21 protein-coding genes and 1 other RNA gene are annotated in these 20,609 nt (G+C 36.8%); 2 read left to right on the forward strand and 20 right to left on the reverse strand.

The annotated features are described in order from the left end of the window. Nucleotides 1–46: 46 nt before the first annotated feature. Nucleotides 47–1,159: a tRNA 2-thiouridine(34) synthase MnmA gene (mnmA, locus tag MUA51_RS05970; protein WP_262558784.1), complete on the reverse strand. Its 1,113-nt coding sequence runs from the start codon at nt 1,157–1,159 to the stop codon at nt 47–49. A gap of 11 nt (nt 1,160–1,170) precedes the next feature. After that, nucleotides 1,171–2,304, reverse strand: a complete 1,134-nt coding sequence (locus MUA51_RS05975; RefSeq protein ID WP_262558786.1) for a cysteine desulfurase family protein — start codon at nt 2,302–2,304, stop codon at nt 1,171–1,173. A gap of 206 nt (nt 2,305–2,510) precedes the next feature. Between MUA51_RS05975 and MUA51_RS05980 the strand changes: the two genes are divergently transcribed. Further along, a complete protein-coding gene (locus MUA51_RS05980; RefSeq protein ID WP_262558789.1) occupies nt 2,511–3,524 on the forward strand; it encodes an LLM class flavin-dependent oxidoreductase in 1,014 nt (337 codons plus the stop codon). Nucleotides 3,525–3,628: 104 nt separating this feature from the next. On the opposite strand, the gene MUA51_RS05985 is transcribed toward MUA51_RS05980, so the two are convergent. Together MUA51_RS05985 and cymR are read right to left on the reverse strand one after the other, a co-directional pair. Next, on the reverse strand, nt 3,629–3,820 hold the full coding sequence (locus MUA51_RS05985; protein WP_262558791.1) for a CsbD family protein: 192 nt from the start codon (nt 3,818–3,820) through the stop codon (nt 3,629–3,631). Nucleotides 3,821–3,919: 99 nt separating this feature from the next. Then, nucleotides 3,920–4,339 (reverse strand): cysteine metabolism transcriptional regulator CymR, encoded by a 420-nt coding sequence (gene cymR / locus MUA51_RS05990; protein ID WP_262558792.1) that lies wholly within the window; start codon nt 4,337–4,339, stop codon nt 3,920–3,922. A 129-nt stretch (nt 4,340–4,468) separates the two neighbouring features. On the opposite strand from cymR, the gene MUA51_RS05995 reads away from it, so the two are divergent. Continuing rightward, entirely contained in the window at nt 4,469–5,731 is a 1,263-nt protein-coding gene (locus MUA51_RS05995) for a replication-associated recombination protein A (protein WP_262558793.1), read from the forward strand. A gap of 35 nt (nt 5,732–5,766) precedes the next feature. Here MUA51_RS05995 and MUA51_RS06000 read toward each other — a convergent pair whose 3' ends face one another. From MUA51_RS06000 to hisS, 16 genes are all read right to left on the reverse strand, one after another. Beyond that, nucleotides 5,767–6,537, reverse strand: a complete 771-nt coding sequence (locus MUA51_RS06000) for a tRNA threonylcarbamoyladenosine dehydratase (protein ID WP_262558794.1) — start codon at nt 6,535–6,537, stop codon at nt 5,767–5,769. 136 nt (nt 6,538–6,673) lie between these two features. Beyond that, nucleotides 6,674–7,567 (reverse strand): oligopeptide ABC transporter permease, encoded by an 894-nt coding sequence (opp4C, locus tag MUA51_RS06005; protein ID WP_262558795.1) that lies wholly within the window; start codon nt 7,565–7,567, stop codon nt 6,674–6,676. 12 nt (nt 7,568–7,579) lie between these two features. Next, nucleotides 7,580–8,542 (reverse strand): oligopeptide ABC transporter permease, encoded by a 963-nt coding sequence (gene opp4B / locus MUA51_RS06010; protein ID WP_262558797.1) that lies wholly within the window; start codon nt 8,540–8,542, stop codon nt 7,580–7,582. Beyond that, nucleotides 8,539–9,528: an ABC transporter ATP-binding protein gene (locus MUA51_RS06015; RefSeq protein ID WP_262558798.1), complete on the reverse strand. Its 990-nt coding sequence runs from the start codon at nt 9,526–9,528 to the stop codon at nt 8,539–8,541. The genes opp4B and MUA51_RS06015 overlap by 4 nt, the downstream gene beginning before the upstream one ends. Further along, complete coding sequence (locus MUA51_RS06020; protein ID WP_262558799.1) at nt 9,518–10,531, reverse strand: ABC transporter ATP-binding protein; 1,014 nt, start codon at nt 10,529–10,531, stop codon at nt 9,518–9,520. The genes MUA51_RS06015 and MUA51_RS06020 overlap by 11 nt, the downstream gene beginning before the upstream one ends. A gap of 97 nt (nt 10,532–10,628) precedes the next feature. Beyond that, nucleotides 10,629–12,344 carry an oligopeptide ABC transporter substrate-binding protein gene (gene opp4A / locus MUA51_RS06025; RefSeq protein WP_262558801.1) on the reverse strand — a complete coding sequence of 572 codons (1,716 nt, stop codon included), beginning with the start codon at nt 12,342–12,344 and terminating at the stop codon, nt 10,629–10,631. Nucleotides 12,345–12,683: 339 nt separating this feature from the next. Further along, nucleotides 12,684–13,028 (reverse strand): thioredoxin family protein, encoded by a 345-nt coding sequence (locus tag MUA51_RS06030; protein WP_262558804.1) that lies wholly within the window; start codon nt 13,026–13,028, stop codon nt 12,684–12,686. 33 nt (nt 13,029–13,061) lie between these two features. Then, complete coding sequence (trxA, locus tag MUA51_RS06035) at nt 13,062–13,376, reverse strand: thioredoxin (RefSeq protein ID WP_262558806.1); 315 nt, start codon at nt 13,374–13,376, stop codon at nt 13,062–13,064. 33 nt (nt 13,377–13,409) lie between these two features. After that, nucleotides 13,410–14,069, reverse strand: a complete 660-nt coding sequence (locus MUA51_RS06040; RefSeq protein ID WP_262558808.1) for a carboxymuconolactone decarboxylase family protein — start codon at nt 14,067–14,069, stop codon at nt 13,410–13,412. Nucleotides 14,070–14,147: 78 nt separating this feature from the next. Then, nucleotides 14,148–14,720, reverse strand: a complete 573-nt coding sequence (locus MUA51_RS06045; RefSeq protein WP_262558810.1) for a TetR/AcrR family transcriptional regulator — start codon at nt 14,718–14,720, stop codon at nt 14,148–14,150. A 188-nt stretch (nt 14,721–14,908) separates the two neighbouring features. Further along, on the reverse strand, nt 14,909–15,571 hold the full coding sequence (locus MUA51_RS06050) for an SDR family oxidoreductase (protein ID WP_262558814.1): 663 nt from the start codon (nt 15,569–15,571) through the stop codon (nt 14,909–14,911). Between the two features lie 125 nt (nt 15,572–15,696). Next, complete coding sequence (locus MUA51_RS06055) at nt 15,697–16,419, reverse strand: NADPH-dependent F420 reductase (protein ID WP_262558816.1); 723 nt, start codon at nt 16,417–16,419, stop codon at nt 15,697–15,699. A 99-nt stretch (nt 16,420–16,518) separates the two neighbouring features. Continuing rightward, nucleotides 16,519–16,902, reverse strand: coding sequence for a winged helix-turn-helix transcriptional regulator (locus tag MUA51_RS06060; protein WP_262558819.1), 384 nt, complete (start codon nt 16,900–16,902; stop codon nt 16,519–16,521). Between the two features lie 79 nt (nt 16,903–16,981). Continuing rightward, a non-coding RNA gene (gene ssrS, locus MUA51_RS06065) (6S RNA) lies at nt 16,982–17,174 on the reverse strand. Between the two features lie 67 nt (nt 17,175–17,241). Further along, complete coding sequence (gene aspS / locus MUA51_RS06070) at nt 17,242–19,008, reverse strand: aspartate--tRNA ligase (RefSeq protein ID WP_262558820.1); 1,767 nt, start codon at nt 19,006–19,008, stop codon at nt 17,242–17,244. 3 nt (nt 19,009–19,011) lie between these two features. Further along, nucleotides 19,012–20,280, reverse strand: coding sequence for a histidine--tRNA ligase (gene hisS, locus MUA51_RS06075; protein ID WP_262558822.1), 1,269 nt, complete (start codon nt 20,278–20,280; stop codon nt 19,012–19,014). Nucleotides 20,281–20,609 lie beyond the last annotated feature (329 nt).

Raw genomic sequence — 20,609 nt, forward strand, 5'->3', positions numbered from 1 at the left:
TAAAATTCAACATTTTACAGTATCTCCCTATTTTATATGAATATGATTATACAACGTAGCTTAGTTGACCACTATTTTTGTATACATCGTCAATTGTTGCGCCACCTAGGCAAACATCACCGTCATAAAAAACAACTGCTTGTCCTGGTGTAATCGCACGTACTGGTTCATCAAATGTCACACGAATAGCATCATCACTTTCTTTCGTGATAGTTACACCTGTATCTTGTTGACGATATCTAAATTTCGCTGTACATTTCAACGGCTCAGACAAATCTATTGGATTTACGAATGATACGTCAGATGCAACAAGATAATCACTATACAAGGCATCGTGGTGGAACCCTTGTTCGACATACAATACGTTATCTTCCAAGTTCTTGCCGACTACGAACCATGGATCGCCATCGCCACCAATACCTAAGCCATGTCTTTGTCCAATTGTGTAATACATAAGTCCACTATGCTGACCTTTTAATTCACCATTCAGTGTACGCATTTCACCCGATTGTGCTGGCAAATATTGTGATAGGAATGTTTTGAAGTTACGTTCACCAATGAAACAAATTCCTGTTGAGTCTTTTTTCTTCGCCGTAGCCAAGTCTTGTTCTAATGCAATTTTGCGCACTTCTTTTTTGTCAATATCACCAATTGGGAACATTACTTTTTGTAATTGTGCTTCTGTTAATTGATTTAAGAAATATGTTTGGTCTTTGTTTTGGTCTACACCACGTAGCATTTCTACACTACCATCTTCATTGCGTCTCACACGTGCATAGTGACCTGTCGCAACATAGTCCGCACCAAGCTTCAACGCATGCTCTAAGAAAGCCTTAAACTTAATTTCTTTATTACACATCACATCAGGATTTGGCGTGCGTCCTTTTTTATATTCATCTAAAAAGTATGTGAAAACTTTATCCCAATATTCTTGTTCAAAGTTCACCGCATAATATGGAATACCAATTTGATTACATACCGCAATCACGTCATTGTAATCTTCCGTTGCCGTACACACGCCATTCTCATCCGTATCATCCCAGTTTTTCATAAAAATACCGATGACATCATACCCTTGTTCTTTTAATAAATGTGCTGTTACAGAACTGTCAACACCGCCAGACATACCGACAACAACACGCGTGTTTTTATTTGTCACGAACGTTCCTCCTATTTAAATTTTAAATATATTTTTTGTATCTCTATAATGATTCGATTGATATCTTCTGTTGTCATTAATTCATTTAAGCTAATTCGTACAGAATGCGTCACACGATCATCTTTCCCATACATCGCAGAAAGCACATGTGACGGGATTGTTGATCCAGCTGTACATGCAGACCCGGATGATACATAAATCCCTGCTAAATCTAATAAAGTGAGCAAGGTTTCAATATCTATAAATGGAAAATAAAGGTTTACGATATGATTCGTCGTCTCCACCATTGAACCATTTACTTCAAAAGGAATCGCTCTATCTTGTAATCCAACGATAAGTTGTTCCTTTAATTGTGCAACATGGATATTATGCATATCACGTTCTTCATCAGCTAATTTTAATGCCTCAGAAAGACCGACAATTTGTGGGACATTTTCTGTACCTGCACGTCGTTTTGTTTCTTGTTCGCCCCCTTGTTGCTGATAGCGAATCAATGTATTCTTCTTGACATATAAGGCACCTACACCTTTGGGTCCTCCAAATTTATGTGCTGTTAGACTTAATGCGTCAACATTGAGTTCTTTTACATCAATCGGCAAATGACCCATAGCTTGTACAGCATCTGTATGGAGATATGCGTTTGATTCCGATACGATTTCTTGTATTGTATCAATATCTTGTACCGTTCCAACTTCATTATTTACAAGCATAATAGAAACGAGTGTCGTATCATCACGTAAAACGCGTTTCAGTTGTTGAACATCTACAAGTCCTGAATCATCAACATCTAAATACGTAACTTCAAAGCCTTCTCGTTCTAATTGTTCAAAAACATGTAATACTGAATGATGTTCGATTTTAGTTGTAACTATATGCATACCTTGTTGACGGTTAGCTTGGGCAATTCCTTTTATCACCGTATTATTAGATTCGGTTGCACCACTCGTAAAAATAATTTCGCTCGGTTCTGCATTTATTATTTTGGCAACATCACGTCGTGCAGAATCTAAATAATGGCGTGCATCTCTTCCTTGCGTATGAATTGAAGATGGGTTACCATAATGCGTTTGATAAATGCGCATCATAGACTCAATTACTTGTGGTTTCACTGGTGTAGTCGCTGCATAATCTGCATAAATCGCCATTTAACGACAGTCCTTTCTGATAATCAATGGTCCTATTTTAGCATTGCCTTTTTTAATTTGCTAGTAGTCTGTTTCTGACTCTCCATTTCAATCACTTCTATTGTATGACGAACAAGGATGAACTGCAACGAAACGCTGTAAGCAATTTTGAAGATATGAAATAAAACAGGTGCTATACTAACGTCAGAAAAGGAGTGTATTGCATCATGAAAAAGATTCGTTATTCCGCATTAAACCTTGTTCCAATCAGAGAAGGTTCCAACGAACGAGAAGCTATTGATGAAATGGTACAATTAGCACAATCATTAGAAGAGAAGTCATATGAACGCTATTGGATTGCAGAACATCACAACGCCCCAACGTTAGTGAGCTCTGCAACATCAATCCTCATTCAACATACATTGTCACATACGAACACGTTACGTGTTGGTTCAGGTGGTATTATGTTACCAAACCACGCCCCACTCGTTGTGGCAGAACAGTTTGGCACTTTACATCAAATATACGGTGACCGCCTTGATATCGGATTAGGACGTGCGCCAGGTACTGACATGGCAACAGCCAATGCGTTACGTCGTGACAAACATGATGGTGTGTATCAATTCCCTGAAGAAGTGAAACAACTCATTCATTACATGGGTCCTGATACAAAACAAGGATACGTCAAAGCCATCCCAGCTGTTGGTTCAGAAATCCCTGTCTATGTTTTAGGTTCATCAACTGACTCTGCGCATCTTGCAGCACGTGAAGGCTTACCTTATGTATTCGCAGGTCACTTTGCACCACAACAAATGAAAGAAGCTTTAGCTATTTATCGTGAACTTTTTGAGCCATCTGAGTATCTTGACAGCCCATACGTTATGGTTGGTTTAAACGTTATTATGGCAGAGACACATGATGAAGCTTTATATTTAGCTACAACACAAGCACAAATGTTTACAGGTATTACTAGAGGGCGCATGCAAAAAATGCAACCACCTGTGAAAGACTTAAACAGTGTTATGTCACCACAAGAAGTTGCAATGGCAGATGCACGTATTCAACAATCATTAGTTGGCGATAAAGCCGCTGTTAAACAGCAGATTAAAGATTTTGTAAACTATTATGGCGAAATAGATGAAATCATGGGTGTCAGCTACATCTATGATAAAGAAAAACAAACGCTATCTTATCAGTATTTTAAGGAAGTATTAGATGAACTAAATGAAGAAATTGAATAATATATAATTAAGCATCCATCTGACTTATATAAAACGATTTGGATGCTTAATCAAAAAAGCAGTAGAAACTTTATATAGTCTCTACTGCTCAATATTTCAGGCGATTATTTGTCGCCTTTTAATTTGTCAATTGCATCTGTTGCTTTTTCTTTTACATTTTCAACAGCTTCTTTAACTTTTCCAGCTGCTTTGTCTTGTTTACCTTCGTTTTCTAACGTTTTATCGCCTACTGCATTACCTGCAGTTTCTTTCACGTTACCTTTTAATTGATCGAATTTACTTTCTTCGTTTGTCATAATACATTACCTCCTAATAGTAATTACAAATAACTATACCCCACCTGCTATTCTGATAAACATAAGGTTCAATATTTTTTCATAATAGTTGAAGGTTCGTTAAATATAGAACATATACCCTTCTAAATCTGTCGTATCTTCATATGCTGCTAATGATTGCAATGTAGTCTTATCTAAAACTTCTTTCACAGCATCTCGCATTCTCAGCCACAACTGCTGTTGTGCAGGGGGTTCGGACTCAATGCGTTCTACAATTGTCAATGGTCCTTCAAGTAGTCGAATAATATCACCTGCTGTAATCTCTTCAGATGACATGTTTAATTCATAGCCACCTTTTGCACCACGTACACTTCTAATTAATCCTGCATTACGTAGCGGACCGACAAGTTGTTCCAGATATAAATCACTGAGGTCATTTTCTTCAGCAATTGTTTTTAAAGACACGCATCCTGTACCTTCTCTTTTTGCTAAAGCAATCATCAATGTTAAACCATATCTACCTTTAGTCGATATTTTCATTAAATCATCTCACCTATCCATCCTATTTGCTTACAATTTTTCACTATTTATATTATTATAATACCATTGTGACAAGAGTACAAATAATAGTTGAGTCATTTACTCGATAATACGAACAGGAGGTATTCCATGACAACCGAACCTTTAGCTTCACGCATGCGACCACGCAATATCGACGAGGTGATTGCACAACAACACCTTGTAGGTGATACTGGAATTATTCGACGTATGGTTCAAGCGCAACGCTTATCGTCAATGATATTTTATGGCCCTCCAGGTATAGGTAAAACGAGCATTGCCCAAGCGATTGCCGGTAGTACAGCGTTTAAGTTTCGACAGTTGAATGCCGTTACAAATACAAAAAAAGATATGCAGTTGATTGTAGAAGAAGCAAAAATGTCGGGACAAGTCATTTTGTTACTCGATGAGATTCACCGACTTGATAAGGCAAAACAAGATTTTTTATTACCTCATCTTGAAAATGGCAAAATCGTACTTATTGGCGCAACGACTTCGAACCCTTATCATGCGATTAACCCTGCGATACGTTCACGTGCACAGATTTTTGAATTGTATCCACTGGAAGCTGACGATATTAAGCAAGCCTTACAACATGCATTGGACGATGACGAGCGTGGTTTGAAGTCATATGAACCTACAATTGATGACGATGCATTTGAATATTTCGCAACACAAAGTCAAGGTGATGTACGAAGTGCGTTGAATGCTCTGGAACTAGCAGTATTAAGTGCCAATTCAAAACCAGCTCATATCACATTAAAAGATGCAGAGGATTGCTTACAACGTGGTGCATTCTTAAGTGATAAAGACGGTGATATGCATTACGATGTGATGAGTGCCTTCCAAAAGTCCATTCGTGGGAGTGACGTTGATGCAGCTTTACACTATCTTGCACGTTTAATTCAAGCCGGCGACCTTCTGACGATTGCGCGACGTTTATTAGTCATTAGTTATGAAGATATTGGACTTGCATCTCCGAGTGCTGGTCAACGTACACTCGCTGCAATTGAAGCAGCCGAACGTCTTGGATTTCCAGAAGCACGCATCCCACTTAGCCAAGCTGTGATTGAACTTTGTTTATCACCGAAATCCAACTCCGCCATTACATCTATTGATGCGGCACTATCAGATATACGCAAAGGCCATGTCGGTCAAATACCCGATCATTTGCGTGACGGTCATTACAGTGGTGCCAAAGAACTAGGTCGTGCAATTGGATACAAATACCCACATAGTTATGATTCAGGATTTGTCGCACAACAATATCTACCAAACAAACTTAAAAATAAACAGTATTATCAACCGAAAGAAACGTCTAAGACAGAACAACAAATGAAACAAATTTATGAAAATATCAAAAAACAACAATAATACAAAATGCCCCACTCAATGTGAGGCATTTTGTATTATTGTTTATCTTTTATACGAGTAACAGGAATATCTTCTACGATTTTATTACATACATAACTTGCCATTATTAAGCCAACTGTACTTGGACAGAAAGCATTAGAGGCAGGTGGCATCTGAGCTTTACGGTTTTTACCTTGTGCATCTCCGACAACAGCTTTTACATCTTCACGAATAACGATTGGGCTTTCATCAGAGAAAACGACAGGAATCCCACGATAAATTTTCTTTTGTTTTAATTTTTGGCGAATAATACGCGCTATTGGATCTGTATGTGTTTTTGAGATATCTGTGATTTCAAAACGTGTTGGGTCTGTTTTGTTAGCAGCCCCCATACTTGAAATAATTTGGATACCACGTTGTAAACATTGCTCCATCAAATGTACTTTATAAATGATTGTATCACTCGCATCAACAACATAATCAATGTCATAGTCATCGAATAGTTGTTCATATGTCTCTTCAGTATAGAACATATGTAATGACGTCACTTTACAATCCGGATTGATCAACTTAATGCGTTCTTCCATCAACGTTACTTTACTTTGGCCAACTGTTGTTGTTAATGCATGTAACTGACGGTTAACGTTTGTAATATCTACATCATCTTTATCAATTAAAATAATATGTCCGATATTTGTACGTGCTAAAGCTTCAGCGGCAAATGTTCCGACACCGCCAACACCCAGTACTGCAACGGTTGTATTTTTAAGACGATCAAGGCCTTCTTTCCCGATCGCAAGTTCATTTCTTGAAAATTGGTGTTTCATTTTTTCTCCCTCTTCATTCCAAATTATTTACTTACAGTATGTATGATATAAAAGTATCATGCAAGTCACAAAAAAGACACACTACGAAACCTTATACGAAAAGATTTCTTAGTGTGCCTACAAAAATAAATATTTATTAATGTCTTGATTTTGGATTCAACGCATCTTTCAGTCCTTCACCAATAAAGTTAATGCATAAAATTGTTACTGTAATTGCAATCGCTGGTGGCATCCAAATCCATGGTTTACCACGTAGAATATCCCCTTCTTGCGCATCACTCAACATATTTCCCCATGTCGGTACTGTTTTATCAATCCCAAATCCTAAGAAGCTAAGTCCTGCTTCTGCTACAATTTGAACTGCAAAAATTAATGTCGCTTGCACAATCACAACACTTAATATATTCGGGAATAAATGTTTGAACAAAATTTTATGCACTGGTGTTCCGATTGACTTCGCGGCTAAAAAATATTCATTTTCCTTCTCTTGCATGACTTTCCCTCTGACAATTCGTGCTACACCGACCCAAGACAATGCGATCAGCACAACGGCCAAGATAATTGCTGAACCATATTGATTTTCTATCTTCCCACTGAATGTCGCATTTAATACGACAGCAAATGGGATGAATGGGAAGAGCATGACAAACTCAGTAAAACGCATCAATACTGTATCTACCCAGCCACCATAATAACCTGAAATCATGCCAACAAGTATTCCAATTATCATCAATCCAACAGTCGTTATCAATCCGAATGTTAAGGATACTCGACCAGAGTACAATAAGCGACTAAATATGTCACGACCACCCGAATCTGTGCCTAACCAATGTTCAGCTGACATCTGTCCCTTGATTAACACTAAGTTTTGTACGTTTGGATCATGTGGTGCGAGAAGTGGTGATAAAAGCGAAATAATGAATATCAATGCTAAAATAATACTCGCTGACATCGCTGGTTTATTTTTCAAAAATTTACGAAATGCAATTTGATATGGTGAACGATTCTTTTGTTTCACATGTTTTGACATCATTTTCGCCTCCTAATTACTCTTAATTCGCGGATCCACAATGCTGTATGCGATATCCGAAATCAGATTTGCTAATAAACCTAAAAATGAGAAGAAAAGGAGGAGTGCCATCATCAGCGGATAGTCTTTCCCACTGATTGCATCAATGAGTAACTTCCCAATTCCTGGATATGAGAAGATTGTTTCAGTAATCACCGCACCACCAAAGACAGATAATACATCCGCTCCGAAGAATGTAACGATTGGAATAATTGAATTTCGTAAAATATGTTTATTATAAATTTTTGATTCTGACAAACCTTTTGAACGTGCAGTTCTGACATAATCTCTACGTGAATTTTCGATAATGTCATTTCTTAAAAATTGTACATAACTAGCAGTTGATAATAAACCAAGAACTGTTCCCGGTAAGATGGAATGATATAATTTACTCATATAATATTCAAAGGTACCGCTTTCAAGACCTATCTCAACAGACCCTGAGAATGGGAACCAGCCAAGTTGAAAGGCAAACACATAAATAGCGAACACACCCGCAACGAACGAAGGAATAGCTAGCATTAAATAGTTGATAAATTGAATGCTGTAATCGATCGAACTATACGGTTTGCGTCCTGATACAATACCAAGCGGAAATGCAATAAGGTATGTAATTACAATACTGATAACACCTAACAAAATCGTATTCGGCATTCTTTCTTCAATTAGATCGATCACAGGGCGTTTATAACGAATAGAGTCGCCAAGTTCTCCTTGCAGAACATTTTTACCCCACGTCATATATTGTTTAGAGATAGAATCATTGAGTCCCAACTTTTCACGCTGCTCTTCATAATAGCTTGCACTTACATTCGGATCCATCTGACCAGTAAATGCATCACCTGGCTGAAGCTTCGCAAGCATAAAGATAACAATTGACATACCTATTAGTAATGGAATCATCAGTAAAAAACGTCTAATAATTAATGTTGTCATTGTGGAAACACCTCTTCTTCTAAAAGAATACATGCTGCAAAGTGATCAGGTTCAACTTGACGATAGTCGGGTTTCTGTATCGCGCATTCTGGCTTAGCAACCGGACATCTCGTATGGAATGGGCAACCTTTGGGTGGATCACTTGGTGAAGGAAGGTCTCCATGTAACAAGATTCGCTCTTTCTTTTCACCCGGACGAATCTCTGGAATGGCTGAGATGAGAGATTGTGTGTAAGGATGCTGTGGTCGATTATAAATCGACTCGGCAGGCCCTTGTTCAACGATGTGTCCTAAATACATAACACAAATATAATCACTCACATGTTTAACAACACTTAAATCATGTGCAATAAACAAGTAACTTAAGCCGAATTCTTCTTGAAGTTCATCCATAATATTTAACACCTGTGATTGGACAGAGACATCGAGCGCACTTACTGGTTCATCGGCAATAATAAGTTTAGGTTTTAGTGCAAGTGCTCTTGCAATACCGACACGTTGTCGTTGCCCACCAGAGAACTCATGTGCATATTTGTAATAAGATTGTTCGTTCAAACCGACACGTCTCAATAAATCTTTCACTTCTCCTTCGATTTCTTTTTGTGTCTTTTTATAATAGTTACGAATCGGTTCACCCACGATGTCACCAACCATTTGCATTGGGTTAAGAGATGCATATGGGTCTTGGAAAACCATTTGAAATCCTTTCCGTGCTTCACGAAGTGCTTTCCCTTTTAACCGTGTAATGTTTTGGTTGCAAAAGTGAATTTCACCTGAAGTCACATCTTGCAATCGTAAAATCGTACGACCAGCTGATGACTTACCACAGCCAGATTCTCCAACAAGTCCGACCGTTTGTCCCTTTTTTACAGTAAAAGAGATGCCATCCACTGCTTTTACTTCTCCAACTTTACGTTGAAAGATGCCTCCTCTAATTGGATAATATTGCTTCAAATTTTTTACTTCTAAAATGGAATCATTCGACATGTGTTACGCCCCCTTCTGCCATTACCGTTTCATCAAACAAATGACACGATACACGATGTGTTTCATTAATATGAATCGTTTTAAGATTTTGTTGCATACAAGCTGCCATTGCATGAGGACAACGATTAGCAAACTTACATCCTACTTCTGGAAGTTCATCCAGCCCCGGTACTGTTCCTTCAATCGTCTCTAATCTTTCCTGTTCAATGTCCAAACGTGGAATTGCTTTAATCAACAATCTCGTATAAGGATGTTTCGGTTCATTGAAAATATCTTCAACACTTGCACGTTCAACAATTTCTCCAGCATACATCACAGCGACGTTATCACACACTTCGGAGATTACCCCGAGATCATGTGATATAAAAATAATTCCCATATTATTATCTTGTTGAATAAATTTTAAAAGTTCTAGTATTTGTGCTTGTACAGTCACGTCGAGTGCTGTTGTTGGTTCATCGGCAATCAGTAGTTCTGGTGAACATGAAATTGCCATCGCAATCATTACACGTTGACGCATTCCACCAGATAATTGATGCGGATAGGAATCTACGACTTCTTCGGCACGGGGAATCCCTACTTGTTTCAACAAGCTAATTGCACGTTCTTTTGCTTGTGACTTATTCACATCAAGATGATTGATCATCATTTCGACCATCTGGTTTCCGATTGTGAATACTGGATTGAGTGACGTCATTGGTTCTTGGAAAATCATCGCCAACGCATTCCCACGAATTTTATTAAAGTCATTCATTAACAGATTGTCGATTCGTTTCTGTTTGAAATATACTTCACCACTATGAATCTCACCAATTTTATCAGGTAGCAAGCGCATAATTGACATACTGAGCACAGATTTTCCAGATCCTGACTCACCAACTATACCCATGACTTCCCCTTTATTGATGGTTAAGTTAATATTTGAAATCGCATTATAACGTTGACCATTAATTTCAAAACCTGCACATAAATCTTTCACTTTCAACAGTTCTTTATTTTCCATACATGTTCCCCCGATCCCCTTGTATATGTATTGTGAGCGAAATTAAAGGATTGAGCAGTACAATCGCCCAATCCTTTACAACACTACACCTAATGCATTATTCTTCAACTGTCCATTCATAAATTGGGTTAGTTCCGCTGAGAGATACTTCAAAGTTTTTCACTTTGTTGCTTACAGCTGTAACATCTTCAAGTTCAACAATAGGAATAACAGGTACGTCTTCTGCCATTATCTTCTGCCATTCTAAATATTTCTCTTTACGTTTTTCTTTGTCATCTCCAACAACTTCACCATCAACTGCATCTTCAAGTAACTTGTCAGCATCTGCATTGTTGTATCGAGATTCATTCCATAACGCATTAGACTTGTATAAACCGGATGGGTCTGGATCTGCACCTTGTACCCAAGTTCTTACATAAACTTCCATATCTTTTTCAGCACTTTCTAAGTCTTGACTGAACTTACCAAACTCAACCATTTCAGTTTTTGTTTTCAAACCAACTTTTTCCCAGTACCCTTTAAGCGCTGCTGTACGTGGTTCAAATGTTGGGTTGGAACCTGCATAGTGTTTCAAGTTGATAACGAATGGTTTTCCATCTTTGTCTTCTCTCCAACCATCACCATCTTTATCTTTGTAGCCAGCTTCATCTAATAATTTTTTTGCTTTTTTTACATCGTAATCATATGTTGGAACGTCACCTTCACTTGCGCCACTCCAATGAGATGATGGAATTAATCCATTCAATGGTTTACCGTAGCCGTAATAAAAAGCGTCAATCCATTCTTTACGATTAATCGCGTGCGCCATTGCTTGGCGTAACTTTTTATCTTGATACTTCGGACGCTCCTTACCAATTGTTTGTGATTTTTTATCATAGTCATTTAATACGAAACCTACAATCGCATAAGTAGTAGAAGGTGCTTGCAATAATGAAAGATTTTCTACACTATTGTCACTCAACTCTTTCGCAATAGGAGGTGATAATGTTGACATATCAATCTCTCCACTCTCTAATGCCTGAGCCATTGAAGTTTGTTCAACTACACGAAGATTGACTTTATCGAGTTTAGGTTCCCCTTGCCAATAATCATCAAATTTTTCTAATGTTACTGACTCACCATCTACAATATTTTTTACTTTGTAAGGTCCGATACCGATTGGGTTTTTACGAACTTCTGGTGATTTTGCCATGTCTTTAACTGGAATATCTTTAAAAACCTTCTCACTAATCACTGCGCCAGTCCAAAGATTCAATAAATTGTTTGCTTTATTCTCTTTAAATGTTAACTCCACCGTATAGTCATCAATCTTTTTGATTCCTTCGATAGTATCTGCTTCCCCTTTATGCTTCGCTTCTGCACCTTTTATACCGTCTACATAGTCATAGCGCGGACCATCATAATCAGGATCAGCTAACGTTTCTAATGTGAAAATCCAGTCATTAATTGTGAATGGATTACCATCTTGCCATTTAATATCTTTTTTGACTTTAAACGTATATGTAAGTTTATCGTCTTTCTTTTGTTCCCAAGATAAAATTTTCGGTTTGATATTTAGTTCATCATCAAAATCTACTAATGATTCATTGAAAAATTTAATGACGTCATCGTCACCTTGCGAGCCAGTAAAAATACTCTGAAATTCCCCTTGTGGTGGTTCTGGAATACCCACATTTAGTGTGCCACCTTTTGCATCACTTTTCTCAGTTTTACTCTTGTCTCCCCCAGAATTTGAATCCCCCTTGCCACATGCTGCTAAAACAACAATCATACAAATAAACAAAATAGAAATAGAACGCCATCGTTTATTCATAAAATTCCCCCTTTATTTTTGTGTCTATTTATTTACAATTATTGTATTAGTCTGATAATTTTGTCAACAAGTTATTTAATTTTTTGAAAAAAACTCGTAAAATTTATAAATACACGATACTTTCTTTATTATCGATTATTAAAGAATTATTACAAAATGTTACCTTCAACTCATTATAGATAGTATTATCTTTAAAATGGATAAAATTAAGATTTATTTTATTTGAAAGGCAATAAAATATAAGAGTGAGACAGCAATCTTTTTTACTATAAAAGATTGCTGTCCCACTCCCTTCAAAATAACTTTTTTATAAACATACATCCGTTAATTTTACTAGGTTTATAAAAAGATAGATTCATGTGAATTGTTTTCAAATTCTTTTAATTCTGAGATACGTTGTTCTAACTCTTCAAAGTTAATGATTCTTGCTTGTCGATGCATTTCTTTATTTTTATAAAATAGTATTACAACAGGAGCTGTAAACAGTGATAATTGTCCAGCAGCTTCTGGAATTTCATTTACTATGATTTGTATACTATTCATGTCATATTTTTTAGCCAACGCATCTACTCTTGGAAAATCAGCATGGCAAACACCGCAACCTTCAGCCATGACATACAATAACAACTTGTCATTTGTTTCCATTTTATGCATTAAATCATTGTAATTCATCACTTTTTCCATTTGTTACAACTCCTTTTACACTTCAATAATTTACTACAAATACTGTGCTAATACATTTTCTAAGTTTGGTTTAGGGTTAAAGCCAACTAAGCTTTGAACTAATTCACGATCTTTAAAAATTAATAATGTCGGGATGCTTTGAATTTGATATTTTTCCGCCAAGTTTTGTTCTTGATCAACATCTACTTTTCCAATTGTGACTTTCCCATCTAACTCATTGCTAAGTTCTTCCAATACAGGTGATTGCATCTGACAAGGTGGACACCAAGTCGCCCAAAAGTCTATAAGCGTTACGCCTTTTTCAATCGTTTTGTTAAATGTTTTTTCAGTTACTGTTACAGTTGCCATCGTTAATATCTCCTTTTTGTCATATATTCTTTTTTAATTATCATATGCATTTAAAGCATTGACGCTATGTGATAAAGCTGACCCTGCCTTTAATGCTGTTACTACCATAATCGCTTCTGCTACTTCTTCCTTTGATGCCTGTGCTTTTTTTGCAGCTTTTGTATGAATATCAATGCAATATGGGCATCCCGTTGTATGTGCCACAGCAATTGCCATGAGTTCTTTTTCTTTTGCAGTGAATAATCCTGCTTTCAACGCTTGTTGATCAAATTGCACAAATGCTTTAAAACGTTCTTCGTCTATTTGACCCATTTCTTTCAGTCTATTGAAGTAGGTTGCTTTGTACAGTTCATCATCATCGATTTCATCATAAGCATTAAGTGCATTAACGCTATGCGCCATTGCAGAACCTGCTTTTAATGCTGTTGCTACAAAGATCACCTCTGCCATTTCTTCCTTTGTTCCACCTAACTTTTTAAATGCTTTTACGTGATGTTCAATACAGTGCGGACAACCTGTTGTATGAGCTACTGCAATAGATATAGATTCCTTCAATTTTTCACTTAATTGCCCGTCTGATAATGATGCTTTGTCAAAGGCCATAAACTTTTTAAATGTTTCAGGGGCAAGTTTGCTCACCTCAGCTAATCTTTTAAAATCAGATTTCTTATATAAACTATCATTTTGCGACATTGTCAAAACTCCTTTCATTATTTATTTCTAAACTGACCGGTTGGTACAATTATTTTAAACAATTACGTGATCTTTAAATCACGTCAATTGATATTGCCTTTTGATTGTGTCAATTGCATTTTTTAAATATTTCGTATCCTGTTTAACTTTCATCAACATAATCGCACCTTCAATAGTTGAGAAAATAGATTGTGCTTGTTTTTCAGAGTCAAAGTCCTTTACATGCTCCTGTTCGTATAGAAGATCTAAATTTTCTTTGATTGTAAGAATCCATTTATCAATAAAAGCTTCTATTTTTTCTCTAAAAACTTCATCATGTTCACTCATCTCAAGTGCTAGATTGCCGACAGGACATCCTGCTTTTGACACCATATCAGCATGATACTTTAATGACCAATCTAACATCGCATTTAGATTTTCTTTAGGGTTTTCGCTACCTTGAAGTCGGCCTATTAATAGTTGTTCTGTCCATTCTTCAACGATGTCGTCTATCACAGCTAACCCCATATCTCGTTTTGAAGAAAAATAATAGTAAAATTGACCTTTGCCAATATCAGCAGCATTTAGAATATCACTAATAGATGTAGCATTGTAACCTTTCGAATGAATCACATCACGTGCTACTTTTAATATTTCTTGATTCTTAGACATGACTACTCCCCTCCTTTGAAACCAATAAAATATCAGTTTTCAAAACCTACCGGTCGGTACAATTAGTATATTAAATCAATCTAATATCAATGTCAACGCTTAAGTCTTGGATATCATTTTCTATCTTATCTCATAAAAAAGATAGCATGATACACAATGCAACATGCTATCTTTAAAAATAACCCGATTTATTTGTGTGATGCAACGGCTTCATGAATCTCTACATTGCCACCGATAATTTGGAATTCTTTTCCATGAATTTCTGGTTGCGTTAATACTTCATAAAGGACACTCGCAACATCTTCACGTGGAATATGAATATCATCAGGACTTTCAAATAATGATTGAATTTCAATTTTACCTGTGCCTGGCTCATCAGCTAAAATACCAGGATGTACAATCGTTGCTTTGAGTGAACTACGACGTAAATAATCGTCTGCATAATGTTTTGCGATAACGTACGGTTGTAAGTTACCACCTTCTTCAATTGCTTCTCGGCGTGAATCCCAAGTTGACACCATAACAAAATGGTCTACTTTTGCTGCTTCACTTGCATAAATTGCTTTAACAGCACCATCTAAATCTACCGCAATTGTTTTGTCAGCACCTGTATGACCGCCTGATCCTACTGAGAAAACAACTTGGTCATAGCCATCAAACTTGGAAGTCAATGCTTCAACATTATCTGTTTCAACATCCACTAATGTAGCATGAATACCTTCCGCCTCAAGTGCTGCTTTTTGTTCTTCTTTACGAACACCTGCAGTAAAATCAATATTTTGTGCCTTTAATTGTTGAACTAAATAGCGTCCAACGCCACCGTTTGCACTTAACACAAATACTTTTGTCATGTGAATCCCTTCATCAATATGTTAAATTCATACTAATACATTCGGAATTTATTTGCATATAATTTGCTCAAAAATCAAATAAAACAAAAATGGAAATGCACAAAACATCTCCATTTATTATTATTTTAATCTTTATACAATTGTCGGTTTAATTGAACAACATCATCATGTGTCATACCAGGTTTAAAGTGTTTCCCAACTTCGTCTCGTTGTTTCGGAGCAGCATTTTTATCAGCGCGTTCTAAAGCCACTTTTAATGCATCTCGATTCAGTTCCGTGCAATAAGCAGGTGAACCTGGTTGATGACGCCATGAATTTTCTAATGTACCATTATCTACTGGATCAAAACCTACTTCATTTACAATTGCCATAACTGTTGCTTTTTGATTATCATCATTACCTGACACAGCCATTCCAATTCGTCCAGACTCATTTTCAGCTTTTCCACGTTCTGCTAAAGTATAGGCTAATTGGCTATTGAAAGCTTTCACGACATCTCTACCAATTTGTTTAGAAACCCACTCACTTTCAGGCATCCCTTCTTCAATTTCTTTCACTTGTGGATCACGGAATGGATAATAGTTTGATGTGTCGACAATAATGACATGTTTCTCTAATTGATCGATAATTGGCTTTAAATTTTCAATCACGAACAATGGTAAAGATAGAATCAATACATCGATGTCTTTCACAACTTCTTCTACGGGTACTGCTTGACCACTAAAATCCTTATCTGCTAAAAAGTCTGTTGAACGGACATCAGCAACTTTCACTGCATGTCCTGCACCGTGTAACTTATGTGATAACGTGCCACCAATAGGACCAGCACCAATAATGCCAAATTTCATAAAAACATCTCCTTAATTTTATATAGTCTCATATTAAATCAAATGGTGATATTTTAAAATAAGGCAATTTAAATTGTCTTAGTACTATTTGTAGTACCTTTAATGTTCAAAAGATATATCGGTTTCTTCTGATGACACTCCATAAATTTCACCAAATTGATCCATCATTTCAATAATTTTGATAAGCGCTCTCCCTTTTTCAGTCAGACTATAAATCACTTTTGGCGGGACTTCAGGAAACACTTCTCTATGAAGAATACCATCTTCTTCTAGTTCTCTCAGTTGTTTCGTCAGTGATCCTTGTGAAATGCCATGTAAAAACGATTTAATGTCCGAATATCTTTTATTTTCATCTTTAAGAATCCAGACAATGATGTTTTTATAGCGTCCAGATAAAATATTTTGTGTGTAGGTAATATTATAAATATCTCTATGTTCATTTAACGGACATTCCGTAAATCCATCTTTGCATATCTTTGTCATGATAACCCTCTCTTTTCAGCTTTTAAAGGTCGATATCCCCATAAAAAAATACGCAAGACATAATATGTCTTGCGTACCGATAGAATCCATGGATGCCGTAGTTTATGAGTGCTTGATCATTTTGGCCTGCTATATACAGGTGGGTGTCCTGTTTCTTGTTTAGCACGTCCTCCAATGAGGCGTGTGCGCTGCAAGAAAACCAATTAGACTCCCTGATCAAAGAGTGTTAGGTCAAAATATAAAAAGCGAACTTACGAACATCCCAGACGACTATCTTATACATTCATATTAACACATTCTCTTTTTTTAGCAAGTAAAACGACTATCATACGTTCATGATTAATGCTTAATACGTAACGACAATTCATCTAATTGACGGTCTGATACTGTGCCTGGCGCATCTGTTAATAAATCTGTAGCAGATGCTGTTTTAGGGAATGCAATTGTATCACGTAAGTTTGTACGACCAGCAAGTAACATTACAAGACGGTCTAAACCTAATGCGATACCACCATGTGGAGGTGCACCAAATTTGAATGCATCTAATAAGAAACCAAATTGTTCTTGTGCTGCTTCTTCTGTAAATCCAAGTGCTTTGAACATTTTTTCTTGTAATTCACCGTCATGAATACGGATTGAACCGCCACCTAATTCATAACCATTTAATACGATATCATATGCTTGTGCTTGTGCTGTTTCAGGTGCTGTCTCTAACTTTTCAACATCTTCTGGTTTTGGTGATGTGAATGGGTGGTGTGCTGCAACATAACGATGTGCTTCATCATCATATTCTAATAATGGCCAGTCTGTTACCCATAAGAAGTTCATTGCTTCAGGATCAATCAAGCCAAGTTCTTTACCAAGTTTCACACGTAAAGCACCCAAACTTTGTGCCACTACGTCTTTAGAGTCAGCTACAAATAATACAAGATCTCCTGCTTTCGCTCCTGTTAATTCTTGTAACTGTGCCACATGTGCCTCTTCAAAGAAACGAGCGATTGGACCGTTTAAGCCTTCTTCTACAACTTTTACCCATGCCAAACCTTTGGCACCATAAATATTAACAAATTCTGTTAATCCATCGATATCCTTACGTGTGTAATCTTTCGCACCGTCTTCAACAACGATCGCTTTAACTTGCCCGCCACCTTCAACAGCACCTTTGAATACTTTGAAGTCCATTGAATGACCAAGTTCAGATACATCAATTAATTCCATACCGAAACGTGTATCTGGTTTGTCACTACCAAAACGTTCCATCGCTTCAGCATATGTCATACGTGGGAATGCATCTGTTAGTGTAATACCTTTCACTTCTGAAACAACTTCTTTCAGCATTGCTTCACCTAATGCCATGACATCTTCTTGTTCCACAAAACTCATTTCGATATCGACTTGTGTAAACTCAGGTTGACGGTCTGCACGTAAGTCTTCATCGCGGAAACATTTTGCGATTTGATAGTATTTATCAAATCCACTGATCATTAGTAATTGTTTAAATAATTGTGGTGACTGTGGTAACGCATAGAATTCGCCGTCGTGTACACGTGAAGGTACAAGGTAGTCACGTGCGCCTTCAGGTGTTGATTTTGTTAAAACAGGTGTTTCAATATCATAGAAACCTGCTTTATCTAGATAACGACGAATTGCTTGCGTTGTTTTATGACGCATTTTAAATGTTTCAGCAAACTTTTCACGACGTAAGTCTAAATAACGATATTTCAAACGAATGTTTTCATCAACTGTTAAATTTTCTTCATTCAATGCGAACGGTGGTGTTTCTGATTTGTTGATAATCTTTAATGTTTTTGCTTGTACTTCAACTTGACCTGTTTTAATTTTAGGGTTTACTGTCTCTTCATCACGTTTTGTAACTGTTCCTGTTACTTCTACAACATATTCAGAACGAACACGTTCAGCCATTTCAAGTGCTTCTGCTGAAAAGTCTGGGTTGAATACAACTTGTACATATCCTTCACGGTCGCGGACATCGACGAAGATTAATCCACCAAGGTCACGTCTGTTGTGTACCCATCCTTTTAACGTAATTTCTTGTCCTAATAATGATTCTGTTACTAATCCACAATAAGTTGTTCTTTGTGTCATTTTTTAAGCTCCTTTAGTGATATAACTTGCTATTTCTTCAAATTTCAATGTCTCTGATTGACCTGTTTCCATATTTTTAACTGCGACTTCTTGTGTTTCTAACTCTTGATCACCGATAACAATCGTGTATTTTGCTTTCAGACGGTCTGCTTGTTTCATTTGACCTTTTAATTTACGAGATAAATAATCTTTGTCTACTTTAACACCTGCATGACGCAAATCATTCAGCAATGTCACAGCAAAGTCATCCGCAGCTTCTCCCATTGTTGCGATAAACAAGTCGAGATGATTTTCTGATGGTAAATCAATGCCTTCTGCTTCTAAAGCTAATAGTAAACGCTCAATACTTAATGCAAAACCAATACCTGTTTGTTTTGGTCCATCCAAAAGTTCAAGCAGACCATTATAACGACCACCGCCGCATAATGTCGTAATTGCCCCATCATAACCTTCACTGTCCATCATTAATTCAAAAGCAGTATGTGTATAGTAATCTAAACCACGCACAAGGTTAGGATCTACTACATACGGAATTCCTAAGCGATCTAAATGTGCTTTTACAGCTTCAAAATATGCTTTTGACGTATCATTTAAATAGTCAGTAATTGCAGGTGCTGTTTGCATTTCAGGTTGATCGCGGTCTACTTTACAATCCAAAATACGCATTGGGTTTGTTTCAATTCGTTTTTGACAATCTGGACAATAATTTTGAATTACTGGTTGAAAATGTTCACGTAATGCTTGCTGATATTCAACTCTTGACTCGGCATCACCGATACTATTAATAACAAGCTTTAAATTTTTCAAACCGAATGATTGATAAATATGCATCACCAATGCTAAGACTTCTGCATCAATGTTTGGGTCTTCTGCACCGATTGCTTCTACACCAAATTGGTTGAATTGGCGGTAGCGACCCTTTTGTTTACGTTCATATCTAAACATCGGTCCATTGTAATAAAGTTTTACGGGTTGATTCGGTAAACCTTGCATTTTATTTTCAATGTAACTACGTACAACAGCTGCTGTTCCTTCAGGGCGTAATGTTAAGCTACGATCACCTTTATCTTTGAACGTATACATTTCTTTTTGTACGACGTCCGTAGAATCACCGACACCTCTCGCAAAAAGTTCTGTGCTTTCAAAAATAGGTGTTCGAATTTCTTCATAGTTATAACACGCCATCAAATCATGCAACTTTGATTCGATATAACGCCACTTTGCGGAAGATTCCGGTAAAATATCTTGCGTTCCACGTGGGATATTAATCATTTTATACATCTCCTTACTTTCTTGGATGATCATCATCTTTATTGCAACAATGGTAAAAACAAAACGCCCCTTATATGCTCGCACATATAAGGGACGTTCAATTGCCGTGTTGCCACCCTAATTAAGATGTGATCTATCATATCACATCTCCACTCAATTGCTGATAACGTGCGCAACACGACTTTATTTTCATAAAGTACCTCTTCTTGTGTTAGAACAATATAATTCAATGATTTATCTTTCAGCCTAGGATAAACTCTCTTTGGCAATTGCCACATCTCATTATACATCGTCAAGAATACATACGGTTTTTAAATTTCATATACCAT

This window comes from Staphylococcus sp. IVB6214 (assembly GCF_025558585.1).
Classification (GTDB): domain Bacteria; phylum Bacillota; class Bacilli; order Staphylococcales; family Staphylococcaceae; genus Staphylococcus.